Annotated in this window: 17 protein-coding genes; 5 read left to right on the top strand and 12 right to left on the bottom strand. The window is 59.8% G+C overall.

The annotated features are described in order from the left end of the window. Positions 1-13: 13 nt before the first annotated feature. Both AD663_RS13625 and AD663_RS13620 read right to left on the bottom strand, forming a co-directional pair. Complete coding sequence (locus AD663_RS13625) at positions 14-472, bottom strand: DUF6484 domain-containing protein (RefSeq protein ID WP_053213920.1); 459 nt, start codon at positions 470-472, stop codon at positions 14-16. Positions 473-488: 16 nt separating this feature from the next. Further along, entirely contained in the window at positions 489-2,714 is a 2,226-nt protein-coding gene (locus tag AD663_RS13620; protein ID WP_053213919.1) for a type VI secretion system Vgr family protein, read from the bottom strand. Positions 2,715-2,967: 253 nt separating this feature from the next. Here AD663_RS13620 and AD663_RS13615 point away from each other — a divergent pair, with 253 nt between their 5' ends. Beyond that, positions 2,968-4,041, top strand: coding sequence for a LirA/MavJ family T4SS effector (locus AD663_RS13615; RefSeq protein ID WP_053213918.1), 1,074 nt, complete (start codon positions 2,968-2,970; stop codon positions 4,039-4,041). Between the two features lie 44 nt (positions 4,042-4,085). Here the strand turns inward: AD663_RS13615 and AD663_RS13610 are convergent, their stop codons facing one another. The 8 genes from AD663_RS13610 to argH form a co-directional block, all read right to left on the bottom strand. Beyond that, positions 4,086-5,267 carry an MFS transporter gene (locus tag AD663_RS13610; protein ID WP_003181747.1) on the bottom strand — a complete coding sequence of 394 codons (1,182 nt, stop codon included), beginning with the start codon at positions 5,265-5,267 and terminating at the stop codon, positions 4,086-4,088. Between the two features lie 55 nt (positions 5,268-5,322). Beyond that, positions 5,323-6,660 (bottom strand): MmgE/PrpD family protein, encoded by a 1,338-nt coding sequence (locus tag AD663_RS13605; protein ID WP_003181745.1) that lies wholly within the window; start codon positions 6,658-6,660, stop codon positions 5,323-5,325. A gap of 32 nt (positions 6,661-6,692) precedes the next feature. Then, a complete protein-coding gene (locus tag AD663_RS13600) occupies positions 6,693-7,580 on the bottom strand; it encodes a polysaccharide deacetylase (protein WP_053213917.1) in 888 nt (295 codons plus the stop codon). Then, entirely contained in the window at positions 7,573-8,421 is an 849-nt protein-coding gene (locus AD663_RS13595) for a polysaccharide deacetylase (RefSeq protein WP_172680604.1), read from the bottom strand. Before AD663_RS13595 ends, AD663_RS13600 begins: the two co-directional genes overlap by 8 nt. Before the next feature lie 117 nt (positions 8,422-8,538). Beyond that, positions 8,539-9,363, bottom strand: a complete 825-nt coding sequence (locus AD663_RS13590; protein WP_053213915.1) for an ABC transporter substrate-binding protein — start codon at positions 9,361-9,363, stop codon at positions 8,539-8,541. A gap of 38 nt (positions 9,364-9,401) precedes the next feature. Further along, positions 9,402-10,166: an amino acid ABC transporter ATP-binding protein gene (locus AD663_RS13585; protein WP_003181738.1), complete on the bottom strand. Its 765-nt coding sequence runs from the start codon at positions 10,164-10,166 to the stop codon at positions 9,402-9,404. A gap of 10 nt (positions 10,167-10,176) precedes the next feature. Beyond that, positions 10,177-11,055 (bottom strand): amino acid ABC transporter permease, encoded by an 879-nt coding sequence (locus tag AD663_RS13580; protein ID WP_003181736.1) that lies wholly within the window; start codon positions 11,053-11,055, stop codon positions 10,177-10,179. Between the two features lie 57 nt (positions 11,056-11,112). After that, positions 11,113-12,540: an argininosuccinate lyase gene (argH, locus tag AD663_RS13575; protein ID WP_003181735.1), complete on the bottom strand. Its 1,428-nt coding sequence runs from the start codon at positions 12,538-12,540 to the stop codon at positions 11,113-11,115. A gap of 316 nt (positions 12,541-12,856) precedes the next feature. On the opposite strand from argH, the gene AD663_RS13570 reads away from it, so the two are divergent. The 4 genes from AD663_RS13570 (at position 12,857) to AD663_RS13555 (ending at position 18,089) form a co-directional block, all read left to right on the top strand. Beyond that, positions 12,857-13,822 carry a LysR family transcriptional regulator gene (locus AD663_RS13570; RefSeq protein ID WP_003181733.1) on the top strand — a complete coding sequence of 322 codons (966 nt, stop codon included), beginning with the start codon at positions 12,857-12,859 and terminating at the stop codon, positions 13,820-13,822. Positions 13,823-13,868: 46 nt separating this feature from the next. Further along, positions 13,869-15,242: a sigma-54-dependent Fis family transcriptional regulator gene (locus tag AD663_RS13565; RefSeq protein WP_003181731.1), complete on the top strand. Its 1,374-nt coding sequence runs from the start codon at positions 13,869-13,871 to the stop codon at positions 15,240-15,242. A 183-nt stretch (positions 15,243-15,425) separates the two neighbouring features. Continuing rightward, positions 15,426-16,574: an iron-containing alcohol dehydrogenase gene (locus tag AD663_RS13560; protein ID WP_053213914.1), complete on the top strand. Its 1,149-nt coding sequence runs from the start codon at positions 15,426-15,428 to the stop codon at positions 16,572-16,574. Positions 16,575-16,646: 72 nt separating this feature from the next. Continuing rightward, positions 16,647-18,089 carry a hypothetical protein gene (locus AD663_RS13555; RefSeq protein ID WP_003181727.1) on the top strand — a complete coding sequence of 481 codons (1,443 nt, stop codon included), beginning with the start codon at positions 16,647-16,649 and terminating at the stop codon, positions 18,087-18,089. 58 nt (positions 18,090-18,147) lie between these two features. On the opposite strand, the gene AD663_RS13550 is transcribed toward AD663_RS13555, so the two are convergent. Further along, positions 18,148-18,774 carry a hypothetical protein gene (locus AD663_RS13550; RefSeq protein ID WP_053213913.1) on the bottom strand — a complete coding sequence of 209 codons (627 nt, stop codon included), beginning with the start codon at positions 18,772-18,774 and terminating at the stop codon, positions 18,148-18,150. Next, positions 18,774-19,430, bottom strand: coding sequence for a hypothetical protein (locus AD663_RS13545; RefSeq protein WP_053213912.1), 657 nt, complete (start codon positions 19,428-19,430; stop codon positions 18,774-18,776). Before AD663_RS13545 ends, AD663_RS13550 begins: the two co-directional genes overlap by 1 nt. Between the last annotated feature and the right edge of the window lie 91 nt (positions 19,431-19,521).

The raw sequence follows: 19,521 nt of genomic DNA, 5'->3' as shown, positions 1-19,521 counted from the left end.
GACCGACTACCTTCTAGTTTATCTGCACCGAACCGCCCTTGATGCGGTTCACGCCGGATGATCGACTCGACAGGTAGGCCCCTCGGATGAGTATCTTGCCTTCACGCGTGAGCGTGATGCTGGCCTTGCCGCAGCGCAGGACGATTTCCCGCTCGGCAGTAAATTCCAAGCGCTCGCCGTCCAGGTGGGCGACGGCAGGCGGCGCGGTTTCCGGCAGACGCTGGATGCGCCCGATCACCAGCGGCCGGGCCACATCGCCGGCCTCGAACATCAGGGCGACCTGGGCACCGATGTCTTCGCGGGTGAGCGGGGTGGTGGTGCGCGCGGCGAGGCCTGAGTCAACGGGGCAGCCGGGAAAGGCCACCACCGGGGCGTCCGCCTTGGGCACGTCCAGCAACACGCCAATCACGACGCCCTCCACGCGCGCCGGCGTGGCGGCGGAGGCGACGGGGAGGTGATATTCAACGGTCATAGCGCCTACTCCCTGGCTAGTTCTGCAGAATCTTCTGGCCTTTGACGACCACGTTCCGGTCGGCCTTGATCTTGATGGCGCCTGAGCCGTCGATGGTGATGTTCTTGCCGCTGATCATGATCGTGCCGTCCTTCTTCATGGTGATGCTGGCTGCGCCCGTGGTCAGGGTGATGGAGTCGCCGGCCGTGAGGGAAAAATGCTTGCCGACGTCCAGGCTGTCGTTCTGCTTGATGCCAGTGGTGCGGTTCTGGGCAACGTCGCGGGATTCGTTCTGGCCGATCTGGGTGCTCTGGTTGCCGTTGATCTCGATGCCTTCGTTGCCCTGGACCGTTTCGTTACGGTTGCCGCTGACGCCGATGGTCTCGTTGCCGCCTACGTCCTCGGTCCGGTTGCTGGCAATGCTGATTTTTTCGTTGGCACCGACCTTTTCCGTGCGGTCCGCGCCGATGGTGATGGTCTCGTTGCTGCCCACGCTCTCGGTGCGATTCGCGCCGATGGTGATTTTCTCGTTGCTGCCAACATCCTCGGTACGGTTCACGCCGATGGAGATGGTTTCGTTATTGCCGACCTTTTCCTTGCGATCCACACCGATGGTGATGGTTTCGTTGTTATCGACGGTTTCGGTCCGGTCGTGTTTGACGTGCACGGTTTCATCGTTATCGATGGTCTTGCGGCGGTCATGGCCGACCCAGTGGGTCTCGTCGTTCTCGACCTCGATGTCCTGGTTCTTCTCGGCGTGGATAAACAGTTGCTCGGCGCCTTTCTTGTCCTCCATGCGGATTTCATTGAAGTTGGCCGGTGAGCCGCCCTTGCTTGAACGGCTTTTCACGCCGCTTTGGGTGGCATTGGCGGGCAACCCATAGGGCACGGTCTGCTCGGCGTTGTAGACACGGCCGGTGATGATCGGCCGATCCGGATCGCCTTCAAGGAAGCTGACAATCACTTCCTGACCGATCCGCGGGAGCTGCACGGAGCCCCAGTTCTTGCCGGCCCAGGCCTGTGAGACGCGAATCCAGCAGGAGCTGTTTTCGTTGGACTGGTCGTGGCGGTCCCAGTGGAAATGCACTTTGACCCGGCCGTACTGGTCGGTCCAGATCTCCTCGCCACTGGGGCCCACCACCACGGCGGTCTGCGGCCCACGGACAATCGGCATGGGCGTCAGCGGGAGAGGGCGGAAGGCCTGGTTGGCGTCCATGCAGTCCAGTTCGCTGATGAACTGCTCGCCCAGGTCCGGCTGCCCGCTTTCATAGGGATCCTGGCGGATCTGATAGCGTGCGACCACCACCAGGTATTCACGATTCTGGTCCTCACGGTCGTAGCCCGTCAGATTGAATAAATGGCCGGAGCCCAGCCCTCGGGCGCGGCCACGCAACTGCACCCGCTCGAACTGGCTGTGAATGGCTTCCATGCGAGTACGCGCATAGTGCTCGCCATCGTTGCTCTGTACGTATTCACCCGGGTAGTCGTAGAGCGGATGGTCGCTGTTGCTGTGGTTGCGCAGCACGTTGGAGCGCACCTCAAGGCTGGCGCGCGGGCGCTGGAAGTCATAGTCGTTGAGGGCCAGTGAGCCGGGCTGGACTTCGCGCGCCAGTTGCCAATCGTAGAAGTGATCGCGCTCACGCATTTGCCGATCCGGCGGGTAGAACGGCACCGAGGCGTAATCTGCCACCGTGGAATGGGCGCCGTAGGCGTCGGCCAGCACCAGTACATGGCGGGAGTTTTCGTGGCGAAAGTAGTAATAGATGCCTTCCTGCTCCATCAACCGACTGATGAAGTCAAAGCTGGTTTCGCGGTATTGCACGCAGTACTCCCACTCGCGATAACTGCCGCTGAGGCTGTCTTCGAAGTCGGAATAGCCCAGGTCGCGGAACACCTGCTTGATGATGTCCGGCACGGTTTTGTTCTGGAAAATACGGCAATCGGAAGTGCGCGTGAGCAGCCAGAACCACGGCCGCAGGCTGACGCGGTAACCGGCGAACTGGCCGTGGCCGGTCAGCTGCCGGCAACTGCAGACAATGCCGTGGAAGTAGCGCTTGCCACCGTCATACAGCTCCAGGGTCAGGCCCATCGGTTTGCCCAGCAACTGGTCGAAGGTGATCGCCCGGTCTTCGGAGGTGAGGTCCACTTCATAGTGGAACAACCGCCCCAATTCTTCGCTGCCTTCCAGGCTCTTTAGCAGCAGGACATTGTCGCCGAGGGGGCTGTCGACTTGCACCAGGCGGTGGTTTTGGGTGATTTCCATATCGCCTCGTCATTCACACCCGTCAGCGCTTACAGATGGAAGAATGCGTTTCCATGGATAACATCTGCCGTTATCTGGAGACGCTATTCGACCAAGGGAACAGCGCTGAATTGTGTTTCAAGATAGGCGACAGGAAGACGTTGCTTAGGCTTCTTAGCTATAGGTTTTATTGCGAAAAAAATAAAACAACTGGATCACGGCTACCAAGGAGCGAGCAGCGCTGTGTTCCGGGACTAGGCTGAAGAGGTCATCCATGGAGGAAAACGCGATGCCCGCTCAGAGCGAAGCCAGTGTAGCTTTGGACTTAACCAATAACTTTTCCCAAGCGTTTCAGAATAGTGCCTACTTCCAGGACTTCTGCGATGTGGGGGCGTTTCTGTCAGCAGAAGAAAATTGCAGGGGCGCACTGGCGTATCTGGAGCACCAGTTATTTCTATTGTTCTCTGAACGGATAATGGCTGCCCAGGCAGCTCTACGCTCCAGCGGCGTCACCATCACGCCAGACACGGTGTTGAATCTATTCAATCATCTGAGCGGCATGAGAAAAAAATGGAAGAAAGGCACACCCAATGAATTCCATAGGCTTGCCGAAGTGGCAAAGGAAACCACCGGCAAGCTGCTGACGACGGTGTTGTCCCGCTGGGAGGCCGATAACGGCTTCGATGTCAACAAGGAATTCTTTTCAAGTAAGCACTTACCGGCAGACTTGCTGGTCGGTAACGTCTTGTCGTTGTTCAACGCTCAACTGGCATCGGGACGCCCCTTCAAGGATCTCGGTGCCGGTCCTTGGCACGGTGAGCATACTCACAGAATCCAGTGGTACCTGATTGGCATTGGCTTGAAGCTCGGCCCCAAGGCCGGCGCCATGTTCAAGGATGTCAAACGGTGGATCAGCCGCCAGACCATTCAGTCTATCGACCAGTCCAACACGGTGAGGCGGTACCTCTGGGAGTATTTGTTCGATCGAGAGGGCGATCCATCGAATGCCGCAGCGGTGGCGTTCAGATGCACGGACAAACTCGACTTCCGTGCACCCAGCAATTTGAACAGGTTTCTAATGGATGCTGCGCAGCGCGAGGCTTACCCCCTGTTGAACTGGTCTTTGAATTACCGGCTCGAGAAGCGCACGAACGAGGGCGTGGGGATTGAATATGCAGCTTCCAAGGTTTCCAATTGGAATCTCGGAAAAGTCGTGGATGCCTCCGAACGAGGGTTCAGCGGGACCGACGATTCCCGATTACTCAAGGCCTTCAACAGTGGCTTGTTCATTCGCAGGGGGCATCTCATCAATGGGGTGCAATGGCAGCAGTGGCCTGATGATCTTTAGGTTGGATTGCTGCCGCCAATGAGCCGCGGAAGATCTTCAGCGGGCTAATGTTTCTGCCCCAGCGCCACCCGCCGCCCGGCCATAAAGCACAGCGTCCCACCCATCGCTGTCAGCAGGGCAAGGGCATAAAACATCGTCGGCGCCGGGGTATGCAGGAGCAGAAAACCGCAGATTACCGGGCTCAACGCGCCGCCGAGTGCGGCCAGGTTTTGCGCGCCGTAGTAGCTGCCGCGCAAGTCTTCCGGGGCGAGGGTGTCGACGAACAGGAACTCGGCCGGATAGATGATCATTTCACCCAAGGTAAAAATGAACATCGCCACACACCAGCTCAACAAGCTATTGGCCAAGCTGAAACCGATCAAGCCCAGGATGAACAGACCGGTGCCGCCGGCAATCCAGTAGCGCAACTGCTCGCGCTTGAGGAAGCGGCCGATCTGGTATTGCAGCAGGATCACGCTGATGGCGTTGCAGGCGAGCAGGGCGGCCATGGTTTGCAGGGCGCGCTTGGAATCATTCGTCACCAGCAGGTACTGCGACAGGTACAAGGTAAATCGCCCATGGACCACCGTGCTGAACAGGCAGCCGCAAGTGAACATGATCAGGGTGCGGTCGTTCTTGAGGGTGGTCAGGGTCTTCAGGAAACTCGGTGGTGGGCCTATGACTGGGACCTGTGCGGCGTCTTTTGGAATGGCGCTCATCAGGAAAATGCTCATGAACGCGATGCCGCCAGCAATCAGAAAGGGCGCTGTCGGATAGACCCCGGCGATCACCACGCCGAGCATCGGGCCGGTGGCGTAGCCGATGTTGGTCAAGGTATAACGCAGGGAAAACGCCTTGGCCCGCTGGCCCATGGGCAGTTGTTCGCTGAGGATGGCCTTGGAGCCGATCAGGAATAACGCCGAAGCGGTTTCGGTGACGACCAGGATCGCGGTGGTCAGGTAGAGGTTTTCGGCGAAGGTCAGCAGGACGAAGCCGATGGCGCTGGAAAGCATCGCCAGGATCAGCAACTGGCGCTTGTCCAGCCGGTCGATGACGTAGCCGCCATAGAGCGCGAGCAACGTGGCGATGAACACGGCGATGCCCAGCAACAGGCCGACGTCCTGTTGGTTGAGGCCGAGTTTGTTGCTCAAGAACAGCGTCAGCAGAGGACTGGTGATAGCGCGACTGACCACAATGGTCAGCGAGCAGATCATCAATCGGCGTATCACGAGGGAGTAGGTGGCCACGTGGGGCAAATGTCCTTATTAGATTCTGTAGGGTCCTGTACCGGCAACGCCATGTTCACGCCAGCCATTGATACAGCGTCGCCGCCGATTCCAAGGTTTCGACCTGTCGCAGCTGGGCCAGCAACACCTGGGCCTGGCGCTGGTTAAGTGCCCGACCGGCCAGACTGAGGAATTTCTCCTCCAGCGCCGCTTCGCTCAGCGGATTGCCTGGCGCGCCCAACGGAACGTCTACGCACAGGCTTGCCGACCGACCGTCCAGGGTCCGCACGGTCACGATGGGCTCGCCATCCTGCGACAGCGCCGGATCGACTTCAAGGCGAATGCGCGGAACCCAGTGCGCAATCCGAGGATCGCTGCGTGATGCATCGTCATAGGCGTCCAATCGGCAGTGCCCCAGCACAAGCCGCGCGGCGAGGGCGTAGCGCAGGCTCATCTGCGCCGCCGCCAGGCTGGCGACATCCTGCCCGCCACACATGTCCCGAAGCAACCCACACAGCGTTACCTGGATGTCCTCTAGCTGCCCGGCGCCCACCTGCAACTGCGCGAGTAGCAGCCCCAGGGCGTCGATTGCCGAATGGGTGCCACGGCACGCCGCGTAGGGCTTGATCGAACAGCGGGCGAGTTTCCAGACGCGGCCCAGGTCCGCATCCAGCGCCTCGGGAACAGCAGTCTCGGCAGCCAGGGTTTTGAGAAATCCGCCCCAGACGTCATCGAACAAGTGGCTCGGTCCGGTGATGCCGCACTGGGCGAATCGAGCGGCGAGCAAGCCGCCCTCGGCAGCCCGGCCGCTGTGGAGCTTTTTACTGTGGGAGCCGTCGTGGATGAAGGCCCACAGCCCACCACTGAAACTGCCCGCGATGCCGAGGGCAGACAGGGTCTGGGCGGCGTCCAGGCCGAGCAACCGCGCGCTGGCGGCGGCTGCGCCAAACACTCCGCAGGTGGCCGTGGAGTGCCAACCGGCGCCGTTGTGCGCCGAATAACCGCCGCAGGCTTCCAGCACGCGGCGGCCGATTTCGTAGCCAATCACCACGGCGGTGATGAACTCGCGGCCGTCCACGGCTCTGCCCGCCATCGACACCGCCGCCATCACGGCCGGCAGCACCACGGCGCCGGAATGATCGCAACCGCCGGTGTCGTCCAGCTCCAGGGCATGGGCGGAGATGCCGTTGAGCATCGCTGCCTGGGCGGTGCTGGTGCGTAAAGGGGTGCCCCACACCGGCGTATCACCTGGTTCATCGCGAAACACCGCTTGTGCCTGTTTCGCCACCTCGCTGCCAGCCCCGGCGAGGGCCGCGCCAAACGTGTCGAGGATGTGGCGCTTGGCCTGGGTCACCAGCGCCACGGGCAAATCGTCGAACCGGGTTTGCACACAGAACTGCGCCAGGCGTTCCATGGCGCTGAGACGTTGGCAGGCGCGTATATCGCTCATACGCCGTGATTCCGGTAATGGCGCTCATACACCGCCGCTGGATGGTCATCGGCCACGGCAATCGCCGAATCCGCCCACCATTGCGCGACGTCACCCGCCGTGGCGAGCCACACGTCCGAATGCTGCCGGATGCCTTCCAACAATTCGCGCAGCAGCCCGATGCGCCCCGGCGTGGCGATGATTTCCGGGTGCAACCGCAATACATAACAGAGGCCGAATCGGTGGAACCCAGCGAAGTCCATCTGCAGGTTGCCCAGGGTATGACCATAGGAGGCGATCCGCGATTGTCCCGGCGGGACCGCCGGGCTGAGGTTGAAGGCGAAGTAGGGTTCGTCTTCCAGCTCGTAGTGCAGGGGCAATTCGATCACCTCCGGCGCTGTCGGGTGCGCGAACGGCAGGTCATCGCCACGCCAGGACGAGGACCATCGGATCCCCTGTTCGTGCAGCGCCTGGACGAATCCGGGCGCGCCATTGCCGGCGGGAATCCGGAAACCTGTCGGGCGCTTGCCGGTGAGCTGGGCCAGGGCTTCGCAGCCCTTGGCGACGTCGGCGCTTTGCTCGACGAGCGTGAGGTGGTCGTAGTTCTGATGGCGATAACCGGCGCAGGCGATCTCATGCCCACCGGCCTGGATCGCCCGGATGTGCCCGGGATTTTCTTCGCCGACGATGCCAGGAACGCACCAGGTACTGGGCACGCCCAGCTCGGCGAGCAGATCGAGCAGCCGTTCTACGCCCCGTTGACTGCCGTATCGCCAGACCGACAAGGTCTTGTCCCGACCGGCCACTTCCGGGGCCTGGGTGAGGATGCCATGGATGTCGTTGTAGTCGACGGTCACGACCACCGCGCAACGATAGCTGTCGGGCCAAATGCGAGTATCAGCCATGATGATGCTCCTTGAGCCACCAATGGGCGACGTCGCGGCACGTGGCGAACCACACGTCATTGCGCTGGCGCATGTGTTCGAAGAGTTTTTCCAGCAACAGGATGCGGCCCGGTTTGCCGGTGATCTTGGGGTGGAAGAGGGTGGTCAGGCACAAGCCTTCGTCCATGGCGCCGTCGTATTCGCGGCACCAGTTGTCCAGGGTCAGTTCGTAACTGGCGGTACGGTCCAGCCCCGAGGGGAAGTTTGGGCTGCGGGTATAGGCGAGGGAGGCGTAGTCGTCCATTTCCCAGCGGCCGGGGATTTCCACCAAAGGGGTGTCCTGGCCCGGGACGTCCACCAGATAGGGACGGTCGTCGCCGCGCATGCTGCTGGAATAGATCACGCCGGCTTCCGCCAGCATGGCCGGGGTCTCGGCGCGCCAGTCGCCGGACGGCGTGCGAAAGCCTTCGGCGGTGATGTTCAGGTGCTTGCTGAACACCTCGCGAGACTTGCTCATCACGGTCTTCTGTTCATCTAGCGTCAAGGCGTAAAAGGATTCGTGCTTGTAGCCGTGGTACGCCACCTCATGCCCGCGTTCGACAATTGCCTGGCATTGCCTGGGCCAGTTTTCCACGACCCAGGCCGGGATGAAAAACGTCGTCGGGATCTTGAAGGCGTCGAGCAGGTCCAGCAGGCGCGGCAGTGCGCGATAGGGGCCATAGCCACCGAAGCCAAAGTACTCGGGCTTGTGCCAGATCGAGCCGTTGAGCATCGCATCGCCGGTCGGACCGTCCAGGTCGAAGGCCAAGGCCAGGCAGGCTTTATGCTGGTCGGGCCAGGCGGGTTTAAGCGAGGACATCAGTAGCGCTCCACTCATTTCTCATGGAATCATCAACCCTGTGGGAGCGGGCCCGTCTCGAGGTCAATGCCGTCCGGCACGGCCCTTCGCGAGCAAGGTCGCTCCCACAGTGGATGGGTTCTATTTGCCGGCGTTGACGGTCACGGTCTTGATCGCACCGAGTTCCAATTCCCATTTCTTCAGGATGGCTTGGTAGCTGCCGTCATCGATCATGCTTTGCAGCGCGACTTTGACAGCCTCGCTCAGCTCGGGCTTTTTCTTGCTCACGCCCAGGCCGGTGAGTTGCACGGAAATCGGCTGGCCCACGGTCTTGTACATGTCCTTTTCCTGGGTCTTGAGATAGGACAAGGTTTCGCTGCCCTGCATGGCCGCGTCGATACGGCTCTGACGCAGTTGCGCCCGGGCGTCCGCCGAACCTTCGGTGCCGATCACGACGATGGCCGGTTTGCCGGCCGCTTCACAGGTGGTCTCGCTGAACTCGGCGATTTCCGCCGGGAAAGTGGTACGGCGGCTGGTACCGACTTTCTTACCGCACAGGTCGGTGGCTTCGTTGATGTCCTTGTTTTTCTGCAAGGTGTAGAACTGCGGACCGCTGGTGAAGTAATCGACGAAGGTCACGCTGGCCTGGCGCTCAGCGGTGTCGGTCATGCCCGACAGCACCATGTCCACCCGATCGGTGGTCAGTGCGTTGATCATCTGTTCGAAGCCGGTTTCCTGCCATTTGATCTTCACGCCCAGGCGTTCGGCCAAGGCGTTGCCAAGGTCATAATCCAGGCCGGTGAGGGTGTTGGTGGCCGGGTCCTTGAAATCCATCGGCGGGTAGTTCGGCATGATCGCGACGACGATCTCGCCCTTGTCCTTGATGCTCGCCGGCAACTGGGCGGCAAAGCTGACGCTGGAAGCCATCAGGCCGGCGAGTACTGCTGGAATTACGAAGTTCTTCATGGTCGTTCTCTTTTGAGTGTTGTGGCGCCAAGCGGCGCTTAGGTTCGAACGGCAGAAATGAAGCTTTGGGTGCGTGGGTTTTGAGGACTTATAAGTATTTCTTCGGGGCTTCCAGCCTCCACGATCTGCCCGCCGTCCATGAACACCATGCGGTTGGAAACCTCGCGAGCGAAGCCCAGCTCATGGGTGACGACGATCATGGTCATGCCGGTCTGCGCCAGATCGCGCATCACCGACAGCACCTCACCGACCAGTTCCGGGTCGAGTGCCGAAGTGGGTTCATCGAACAGCATCAGCTTGGGCCGCATGGCCAATGCACGGGCGATCGCCACCCGTTGCTGCTGGCCACCCGAAAGTTCGATCGGGTAGCTGTTGCGTTTGTCGGCCAGGCCGACCCGGGCCAGCAATTCCAATGCTTCTTCGTGCGCTTCCTTGGGCGAGCGCTTGAGCACTTGGCAGGGGCCTTCGATGATGTTTTGCAGCACGGTCATGTGCGGGAAAAGGTTGAACCGCTGGAACACCATGCCGGTGGCCAGGCGTTGCCGGGCGATCTGCGCCTCGTTGAGCTCGTGGAGTTTGTTGCCCACCACGCGGTAGCCCACCAGCTCGCCATCGACCCAGAGCCCGCCCTTGTCGATCTTTTCCAACTGGTTGACGCAGCGCAGCAAGGTGCTCTTGCCCGAGCCGGACGGGCCGATGATGCACAGCACTTCGCCTTGCTCGACTTCGACGTTGATGTCCTTGAGCGCGTGGTACTGGTCGTAATATTTGTTCAGGCTCACAGCCTTGACGATGCTTCTCATGTCGCTTTCCTCAAGAACGCTTGCCGGCGCCGCGGGCGAAACGACGCTCCAGGCGGCTTTGTCCAAAGGACAGAACCGTGACCGTGGCCAGGTACCAGATACCGGCGACGATCAGCAATTCCATGACCCTGGCGTTGGCGTAGTAGATGTTCTGGGCGTTGTAGAGCAGTTCCGAGTACTGGATGACACTCGCCAGGGACGTCATCTTCACCATGCCGATGAACTCGTTACCCACCGGCGGAATGATGATCCGCATGGCCTGCGGCAGGATGATCCGACGCAACGCTTGCAGGCGCGGCATGCCGATGGACTTGGCCGCTTCGTACTGGCCGGTGTCCACGGATAACAGGCCGGCGCGCACCACTTCGGCGGTGTAGGCGCCCTGGTTGATGCTCAATCCGAGCAGGGCGGCCACGAAGGGTGTCATCAGGCTGACGGTGTCCACTTCGATCAGGCCGGGAATGCCGATGGTGGGGAAAATCAGCGCCAGGTTGAACCACAACAGCAGTTGCAGGATCAGCGGCGTGCCGCGGAACAGCCAGGTGTAGGTCAACGCTACGTAGCGCAGGATCGGGTTGGCGGACATGCGCATGATCGCGGTGATCACCCCGAACACGATCCCCAGCGCCATCGCCAGCACGGCCATGACGATAGTATTGAACAACCCCCACAGAATGGCCTGGGATGTGAGGAACTGGCCGATGTACGACCATTCGATCTTGCCTTCAGCGAAGGCCCGCGCCAGGCCCAGCAGGGCGACGACGATCACCGAGGCGAAGAAGATCCGCCCGTAGTAGCGCCGTGGCACATGCTGGTACTGCGTTATGTCGAACTGGTTTTCCGCCAGCTTGCGTTCCGCCTGGAGTTGTTCTGCCTGAGTCTGGCTCATGTTGGTGCTCCTGAAACTGGTCTTTGCGGTGAGGCACAATCGCTGCGGGAGCAGGCGTCAAAGGCGCAGGCCCTGATAGTTTTCGGTCCATGCCTGCTGGGCGGCGAGGGCGGTTTTCAAGCGCCCGATCTGCTCGCGCACCTGCTGCGGCGCGGTACCGCCCCGGCCACTGCGGGCGGCAATGGCCGCTTCCAGGGTCAGGCAATCGCGTACCTCGGGCGTCAGGCGCGGATCGATCTCGGCCAGCAGCGCTGGGGATGCGTCCCATAATTCGATGTCGTGTTTCTCACACGCCTGTACCAGCGCGCCGGTGATTTCGTGGGCTTGCTTGAAGGGCACGCCGCGCATGGCCAGCCAGTCGGCGACTTCGGTCGCCAAGGTGAAACCCAGTGGCGCCTGACGCAGTAGCTCGGCAACGTTGACCTGCATGGTCGCGACCATCCCGGCCATGGCCGGCAACACCAGCAGAAGCGTGTCGACGCTGTCGAGTACGCCGTTCTTGTCTTCGCTCAAGTCGCGGTTGTAGGACAGCGGCAGGGATTTGAGGGTGGACAGCAGGCCGGTCAGGTTGCCGATCAAGCGGCCAGCCTTGCCGCGAGCCAGCTCGGCAATGTCCGGGTTCTTCTTCTGCGGCATGATCGAGCTGCCGGTGGCGTAGGCATCGTCCAGGCTGACCCAGCGAAATTGCCGCGACGACCACAGGCAGAACTCTTCAGCGAGGCGGGAAATGTTGATACCGAGCATGCTGGCGATGAACAGGAACTCCGCGACGTGGTCACGACTGGCCACCGCATCGATGGAGTTTTCGCACACGCCGCTGTAGCCCATTTCCTTGGCCGATTGCTCGGGCAGGCGAGCGATGGCGGAACCGGCCATGGCCGCTGCACCCAGCGGCGACAGCGAGGTTCGAGCATCCCAATCAACCAGACGCTGAACGTCGCGCAGCATCGCTTGGGCATGGGCCAGCAGATGATGGGCGAAGACAATCGGCTGCGCCTGCTGCAGGTGGGTGAAGCCGGGGCAGATGCTTTCGATGTGTTGCTCGGCCTGGGCCACCAGCGCCTGTTGCAAGGCGAGCACTTCGACAGCCAGGGTGCGGACGTGATCCCGCAGGAACAGGCGCAGGTCGTTGGCAGTCTGGTCGTTGCGCGAGCGACCGGCGCGCAGCTTGCCGCCCAAGGCGCCGAGGCGCTCGGTCAGCAGGCGCTCGATGAACGTGTGGACGTCTTCGTCGTCGAGGGTCGGGGCAATGCTGCCGGCGCGGAAGTCGGCGCCGATCTGATCCAGGGCGGCAAGCATGGTCCGGGTTTCTTCTTCGCTGAGCAGCCCGGCGCGTTGCAGCTCCCCGGCATGGGCGCGGGACCCGGCGAGGTCGTAAGGGGTCAGGCGAAAATAGTGTTCCGGGCAACGCGACAGGGCTGCCAGGGCATCGGACGGGCCGCTTTTGAAGCGCGCACCCCAGAGACGGTCGGTGGTTTGGGACATTGTTGTTTTCCTCATCGGTGAAGCGAACTCGAAACGTTCGGTCTGGCCCGAAACATTCACCCTGGACGGAGAAAATCCGCCAGGCGTGACGCGGCTTAATTATTCATCGAGGGCAGGGGACAAGCGCAGTTTCGAAGCGGAAAGGGCTGATCGAAGTGTCAGCTTTTAATAGCGGGAAATCAGTGACTTGGCCGCCAGATACAAAAATTATTAGCGGTTGCCAAGCTTGGTTTTCTGTGGTCATTATTATTAGCCAGCGTTGTTTTTGTTGTTGGGCACAGAGTGTTGAATAGGGCGCCAGAGGTAAATAAGCATTATGGAAACCCCACTTTCCAATTCCGGAAACCCGCCGCCTAAACCGCCTCACCGGGCACCGTTGGCGCTCAGCGGCCTGGACTTCAAACTGCTCAAAGTGTTCAAGGCGGTGGTCGAGGCGGGAGGTTTCAGCGCCGCCCAGAATGAACTCAACGTGGGTTTGGCAGCGATCAGCAAACAGATCTCGGACCTTGAAATTCGCATCGGCATGCGCCTGTGCACGCGAGGCCGCGAGGGCTTTCACCTGACCGAAGAGGGCAGGTTGGTCTATCAGGCGTCGATCGATCTTTTTGCGTCTGTCGACAACTTTCGGGACCGGCTTAGTTCCGCGCAAAACGAACTTGTTGGGGACTTGGGCGTAGGCGTCATTGACAATACGATAAGTGACCCTCATTCACCGCTAGTTGCCGCGCTTAGAACGATCAACGAAGAGTCACCGAAAGTAAGGCTGCAACTTCAGGCGTCCCAGCTAGATGAGGTGGAGCGCGGGGTAGTTGAAGGTCGATTAGTGGCCGGAATCGTGCCGGTTTATCAGCAGCGTGAAGAGTTTGATTACTATGCCTTGTATGAAGAACGCTCACTGGTTTATTGCGCCCTGGGGCACCCGCTATTCGAGACGCCGGATGCGCAAATCGATAGCCAGGTGCTCAAGGAACATGAGTGCGTCAACCACCGCTACGCGATCCACCGCGACAAACTGAATTTCGCCCGTTACGACGGCTTTTCCGCCTCGGCGACCCAGGTGGAAGCGGTCGCGTTATTGGTCAAGACTGGCCGTTTCGTGGGCTTTCTCCCGCAACACTATGCCGCCGGCCTGGTCGAGCAAGGACAGTTGCGAGCCATACGCCCGGACCTGTTCAATATCGTTACCCCGTTCAATCTGATCCTGCGACACAACACCGTCCGCAGTCCGCTGGTCAAGGCGTTTGCCCGGGCGCTTGGGGTGGATTTGAAAGCACCGGCATGAGCACACGTTTACACTTAACGACTCTGAACTTCGAAGGAACGCCCCGGTGAACGTCAACGACGCCAGTTTTGAAGAACTGCTCAACGCATTGCATGACGGCGTCTACATCACGGATGGCGACGGCAAGACCTTGAAGGTCAATCAAGCCTATGAGCGCCTGACTGGACTCAGCGGTGCTGTGCTCATCGGCCGATCCATGCAGGAGTTGGTGAAGGAGGGCGTCATCTCGCAATCGGCCACACTGCGCGTATTACAGGGAGGTCGGCCGGTGTCGGTGATGCAGAGCCTGAGCCAGGGCAAGAAATTGCTGGTCAGCGCCACGCCGATTCTCGACGTAAATAAGCGGATTTCGTACGTCGTCAGTACCGTGCGGGACATGACTGAACTGCTGCGCATGAAACATGAGCGCGATGAGTTGCAACAGCTTAAACAGCTGCGCAACAGCACCGCCAAGCTGCATGCCGGTCAGCAAGACAATCTGTTGCGCTCTCCGCTTATGGCCGACCAGGAGGTTTCCGGCCGAGTCTTCTCGTTGGCCCGACAGGTTGCCGCAAGCTCGGTGAAGGTTTTGCTTCAAGGAGAGACCGGTGTCGGGAAAACCCTCGTCGCGCAGTACATCCATAACGCCAGTCCACGCGCCAATGAACCCTTCCTTGCGCTGAACTGCGGTGCCTTACCCGAGAATCTGATCGAAGCCGAGCTGTTTGGCTATGCCCCTGGCGCGTTCACCGGCGCAGGCCGCAAAGGCAAGCGTGGCCTGCTGGAACTGGCGCACAACGGAACGTTGTTTCTCGATGAAATTGGTGATTTGCCGCTGCCAGTACAGGTCAAGTTACTCAAGGTCATTGAAGAAAACCGCTTCATTCCTGTCGGCGGCCTGGAGCTGAAGGAGGTCGATGTGCGCATCATCAGCGCCACTCACCATGACCTCAAGCAACTGGTGGCAGAAGGTCGTTTCAGGGCTGACCTGTATTACCGGCTCAACGTCGTGCCGATCAGTATCCCGGCACTGCGCGAGCGCAGTGAGGAGGTCGCACCGCTGCTGCATTACTACCTCGACAGATTTAATACCCGTTATGAACGCCAGGTCCAATGGAGCCTCGAAGCGCTGGACCTGATGTGCGAATACGCTTGGCCCGGCAACATCCGCGAGCTGATCAATGTCGTCGAACGGCTGGTGGTGACCAATCAGACCGGGACTATCGAGGCGTTGGATATGCCTGAGGAGATCCTCGACCTCAACTCACTGAACTCCAATGAGGCCCACTTACCCCTGCGCAAGGTCTTGGAAAATGCCGAGCGCAGTGCGATTCGCGCCGCACTGCGCGAACACAAGACCACGCGCCTTGCCGCCAAGGCGTTGGGGGTGAGTCAGGCAACCGTGGTGCAGAAAATGAAACGCTGGGAACATACCGATTAGGTTTTCAATCAAGCCCCTGCATACCGATCAGAAAACTAATCGGGACTGAGCGGTAAAAAACCCTCCTGTGTTCGTTCCAATCACGTGAAGGCCCACGGCGTGGGGCTTTGCGGGATTTGGCACGGCTTTCGCTATCTCCTATGGCACGTCTTCCAATAAAACAACATCAACTGGACGAGCCTGATGAACACCTCTGCATTCAAAATCGCAAACAAACTGATCACTGGACAAGGCGCTATCGAGCAGCTTTCGGCTGAACTGACTCGCCTCGATGTGCAGAATCCATTGATCGTCACCGACGTCATTCTGTTGAAATCCGGCACTGTTGACCTGGCACTGGCGCAATTAGGTGATCGCCCTTACGGCATTTTCGACCAGGTCAAACCGGAGCCTGAAGTGGCCATCGTCGAGGACTGCACCCGCGCCTATCGCGAGGGCGGCCACGACGGGTTGATTGCTGTGGGCGGCGGCAGCGCCATCGACATCGCCAAGGGTGTCGCGGCGTATGCCAGTCATGCAGGTCCGCTGAGCGAACTGTTCGGTGTCGATCTGGTGAAACGCAAAGGCCCTGCGTTGATTGCTATCCCGACGACCGCCGGCACAGGTTCGGAGGTTACCAACGTAGCGATTTTCTCTGACAAGCAAGCGCAACTGAAGAAAGGCATCGTCAGTGACTATCTCTTGCCCGACGTGGCGCTGGTCAGTCCGACCATGACGCTGACCTGTCCACGCAGTGTGACCGCGGCCAGTGGTGTCGATGCGCTGGTGCATGCGGTCGAGTCCTACCTTTCAGTCAACGCCTCGCTGATCACCGATGCTATCGCGCTGGGCGCCATCAAGCTGATCGCCAAGGCGCTGCCGAAGGCTTATGCCAATCCTACCAACCTGCAAGCGCGGGAGGAGATGGCCACCGGCAGCCTGATGGCCGGCATGGCGTTTGGCAACGCAGGGGTAGGCGCGGTGCATGCGCTGGCGTACCCATTGGGTGGGCGTTTCAATATTGCTCACGGCGTCAGCAACGCCTTGTTGTTGCCGTACGTGATGGAGTGGAACAAGACGGCCTGCGTCGAACGCTTGCGTGATATCGCCGAAGCCATGGGCGTGCGCGTCGCGAACCTGAGCGACAAGGATGCGGCGGAGCAAGCCGTTAAAGCCATGGCGGATCTATGTGTGGCCGTGGATATCCCATCCGGCTTACGCAGCTTCAACGTGCCGGAGGATGCCATCCCAGCGATGGCTGAAGAGGCCAGCAAGATCGACCGCTTGATGCGCAACAACCCGCGCCAGCTGACCGCCGCCGATATCGAGAAGATCTACCGCGCAGCCTATTGATCTCCACACGCCACGACGCCGTTCAGCCGGCGCGCGCCCGCCCATACAAAACCAATAAAACAGGTGAACTCAATGTCTGACACTCCTGCGCAGCGGAGCGAAAGCCCGTACATCCCGATGGGACCGTTCAAGGTCCGGTTGCCCTTTGTTCATTACAAAATCGAAGTCCCGGACTATCTCCAAGGCTTGCTGATGTGTGCCGTGGACCTGGCCGCGATTCCGCTGATGACCGAACTGCTTGGCATGCCCTTTGAGGTCGCACTTGCCGTCGTCATGCTAAACGGCTTGCTTTACCTGGCGCACCATTTACTCGGTGATCCCACCGTGCCTGGCTGGATCACGCCGGCGGTGCCATTGTTGATGGCTTACTGCGCGCAGTACCCAATGGGCCCGGAGCGTGTCCACGCCTTGATTGCCTTCCAGTTGATGTTGGGGATTTTTTCAATCGCCTTGGGGGCGACCGGAATGGCCAAGAGGGTGGTGGAGTATGTTCCCTCGGCGATCAAATCCGGGATTATCGTCGGCGCCGGCTTGAGTGCGGTGATCGCGGTGTTCCAGGTCGGCGGCAAATTCAATGTGCTGCCCTGGACCATTTCCATTGCAGTTGGCATCGCCTTTTATTTGATCTTTTCCCAGCACTTCAACGAACTCAAGCAGCGCAACCGCTTCTGGTGGAATTTCGCCAAGCTCGGCATCTTGCCGATCGTTCTGTTGGCGGTGGTGATTGCACCATTGTTTGGTGAAGCCCCATGGCCAACCATTCAATGGGGCATCAGCAAACCGGACTTTGCCGGACTTTGGAACAACTACACTGTGTTCGGCCTGGGTATGCCTCCGTTGTCCATGTTTATCTCGGCACTACCGACCATGCTGGCGGCGTACATCATTGTCTTCGGCGATGTGCTCAGTGCGAAATCGCTCCTCGATGAGGCAGAAACTGTCCGCACCGATGAAATCGTCGACTACAACGCCGATCGCGCTCACCTGATCTTCGGCGCGCGTAATGCGTTCATGAGTATCGTTGGCCCGGATGTCGCCATGTGCGGCCCCAAATGGGCGGCGATGCTGGTGGTGGTAATCGAACGCTTCAAAGGTGGACCGAAGGCGATGAAGTCGATTATCGGCGGCGTCGGATCGTTCCGCTGGGGCACCAACAGCGGTTTGCTGCTGTTGCCGGTGGTGACGCTGGTACAGCCGATTCTCGGTGTTGCCCTGTCGCTGACGTTGCTGATCCAGGGTTATGTCAGCGTGCGCCTGGGCATCCTTGAGGCTCGCAGCCAGCGCGACCTGGGTATCGCCGGCGTGATCGGTGCGGTACTGGCAATCAAAGGCGCGAGCTGGGCATTCGGGATTGGCGTTGTGTTGTGCCTGCTGATCTACGGCAAGAATTTCTTCAAGGGGGAGGTGGATGGGACGTTTGCCAAGGATCTGAAGGTTGCGGGCACCAAGCCCGCCAAAGGGACCGAATCGGTAATGGCTATCAAGCGGGACGCAGCAGCGACTGTGGCGGACTGATAAGCCTGATTCCGGGGTCGTTGAGGGCGTATCGTTACTTGTCATAGCGGGGGAGTGATCAGTCATTCCCCCAATCCAAGGGCCCCATCCGATCTCCGATCAATCCCTTTAACCATGTCGCGTGATATTCCATCTCGGTAACCGGTATATCCAAGCCCAGGCAACACCTTGAGGGCTCATCTGCCGGCCCCTTGAAGCCCAGCCTATATTGCCCGGAACGGCCGTAAAAGGACGTTACATAGGGGGTCACCCAAAGGATATCGCTAAATGGCACCTTCACCTGGACAGGTGCCTGGTGACGATGCGTCTGGGTCAAGGTGAGTTGCTGCCTGGACTCGTCGAAGTTGAAGGTCATCACCGGTCCTTCGACAATGGGCAAGCCGATTATGACGCCACTCAACAAAATAACGACGAACAACACTGCCAGATAAGGTGTTTCAGTAATGCTTTGCAGGTAGTTCGCCATGAAGTCCCCGGTCGTCTCACTCAGGGCCCCCGGCAGCGCCGCGATTGCCCAGACCGCGAAAATAAAAAGGGACGTAAAGAGAAAGACCAAGGCCAGGTTTTCCGCTGGTGGCGGTTCTTTATCGTAGTGCCAGTACGGTGGATGCACAGGTGTCGCGCTGCCATTTGCAGGTGTAGCGGCTGCGCCTGGGTGCACTTGAGTTTCTTGTTCAGGGTTCATCACGTATCCAGCCAGCAAATATCGCTCATCCGCTCGCCGATCAGCCCCTTCAACCAAGCAATGTGAAACTCCATTTCCGTGACCGGGAAATCCCGACCCAAGTGGCACTTCAAAGGCTTGCCCTTGGGGCCGACAAAGCCGATCTGAAAATGTCCGGAACGCCCGTAACTGGACAAGACGTAAGCCGATATCCAAAGGATATCGCTGAAAGGCACCTGCCTTTCGATGGCTTTCCCCAGCCGGCGTGTCTGGGTAAAAGTGAGTTGCTGCCTGGCTTCGTCGAAACTGAAGGCGGTCACTGCCGGACTGGAAATGCCAAAGCTCAGCATGACCGCCGCCATCAATGCCGTACCGATCAGAGGAACCAACAAGGTAGGTTCTGTGAAGGTTTGCGCGTAGGTGAGCGGTATACCCTTGACTGCCTCCACCAGGGTAATCAGCAGCAGTGCAAGCCCATAAAAGGGCAAGAGGAATAACAGCACGGCAAAAAAACCAAAGCCACCAGAGAGAAACGCGAAGGTGCCCCGCGGGTAAACATGCGAGCTATGCTGCTCATCGACGTAATGCCAGAACGGCGGATGCGCCAGCGTGGCGCTGGCCATTGCGGTTTGGGGGGATTCGATCAGACGTACCGGATACTTTTGTTTGCGCTTCATGCGTCAGGGCCTGGCGGAGGCGTGCGGAAGTTGCCCGCGATCATGGGCGCGACTATATAGGATCATGTGAGGTTGATCAGACTATTTATGC

Origin of the sequence: Pseudomonas sp. Q12-87 (assembly GCF_001269755.1) — a bacterium.
In the GTDB taxonomy this organism is placed as follows: Bacteria; Pseudomonadota; Gammaproteobacteria; order Pseudomonadales; family Pseudomonadaceae; genus Aquipseudomonas; species Aquipseudomonas fluorescens_S.
The sequence above is the reverse complement of the archived record's forward strand: the minus strand, read 5'-3'. Positions and strand labels throughout refer to the sequence as shown.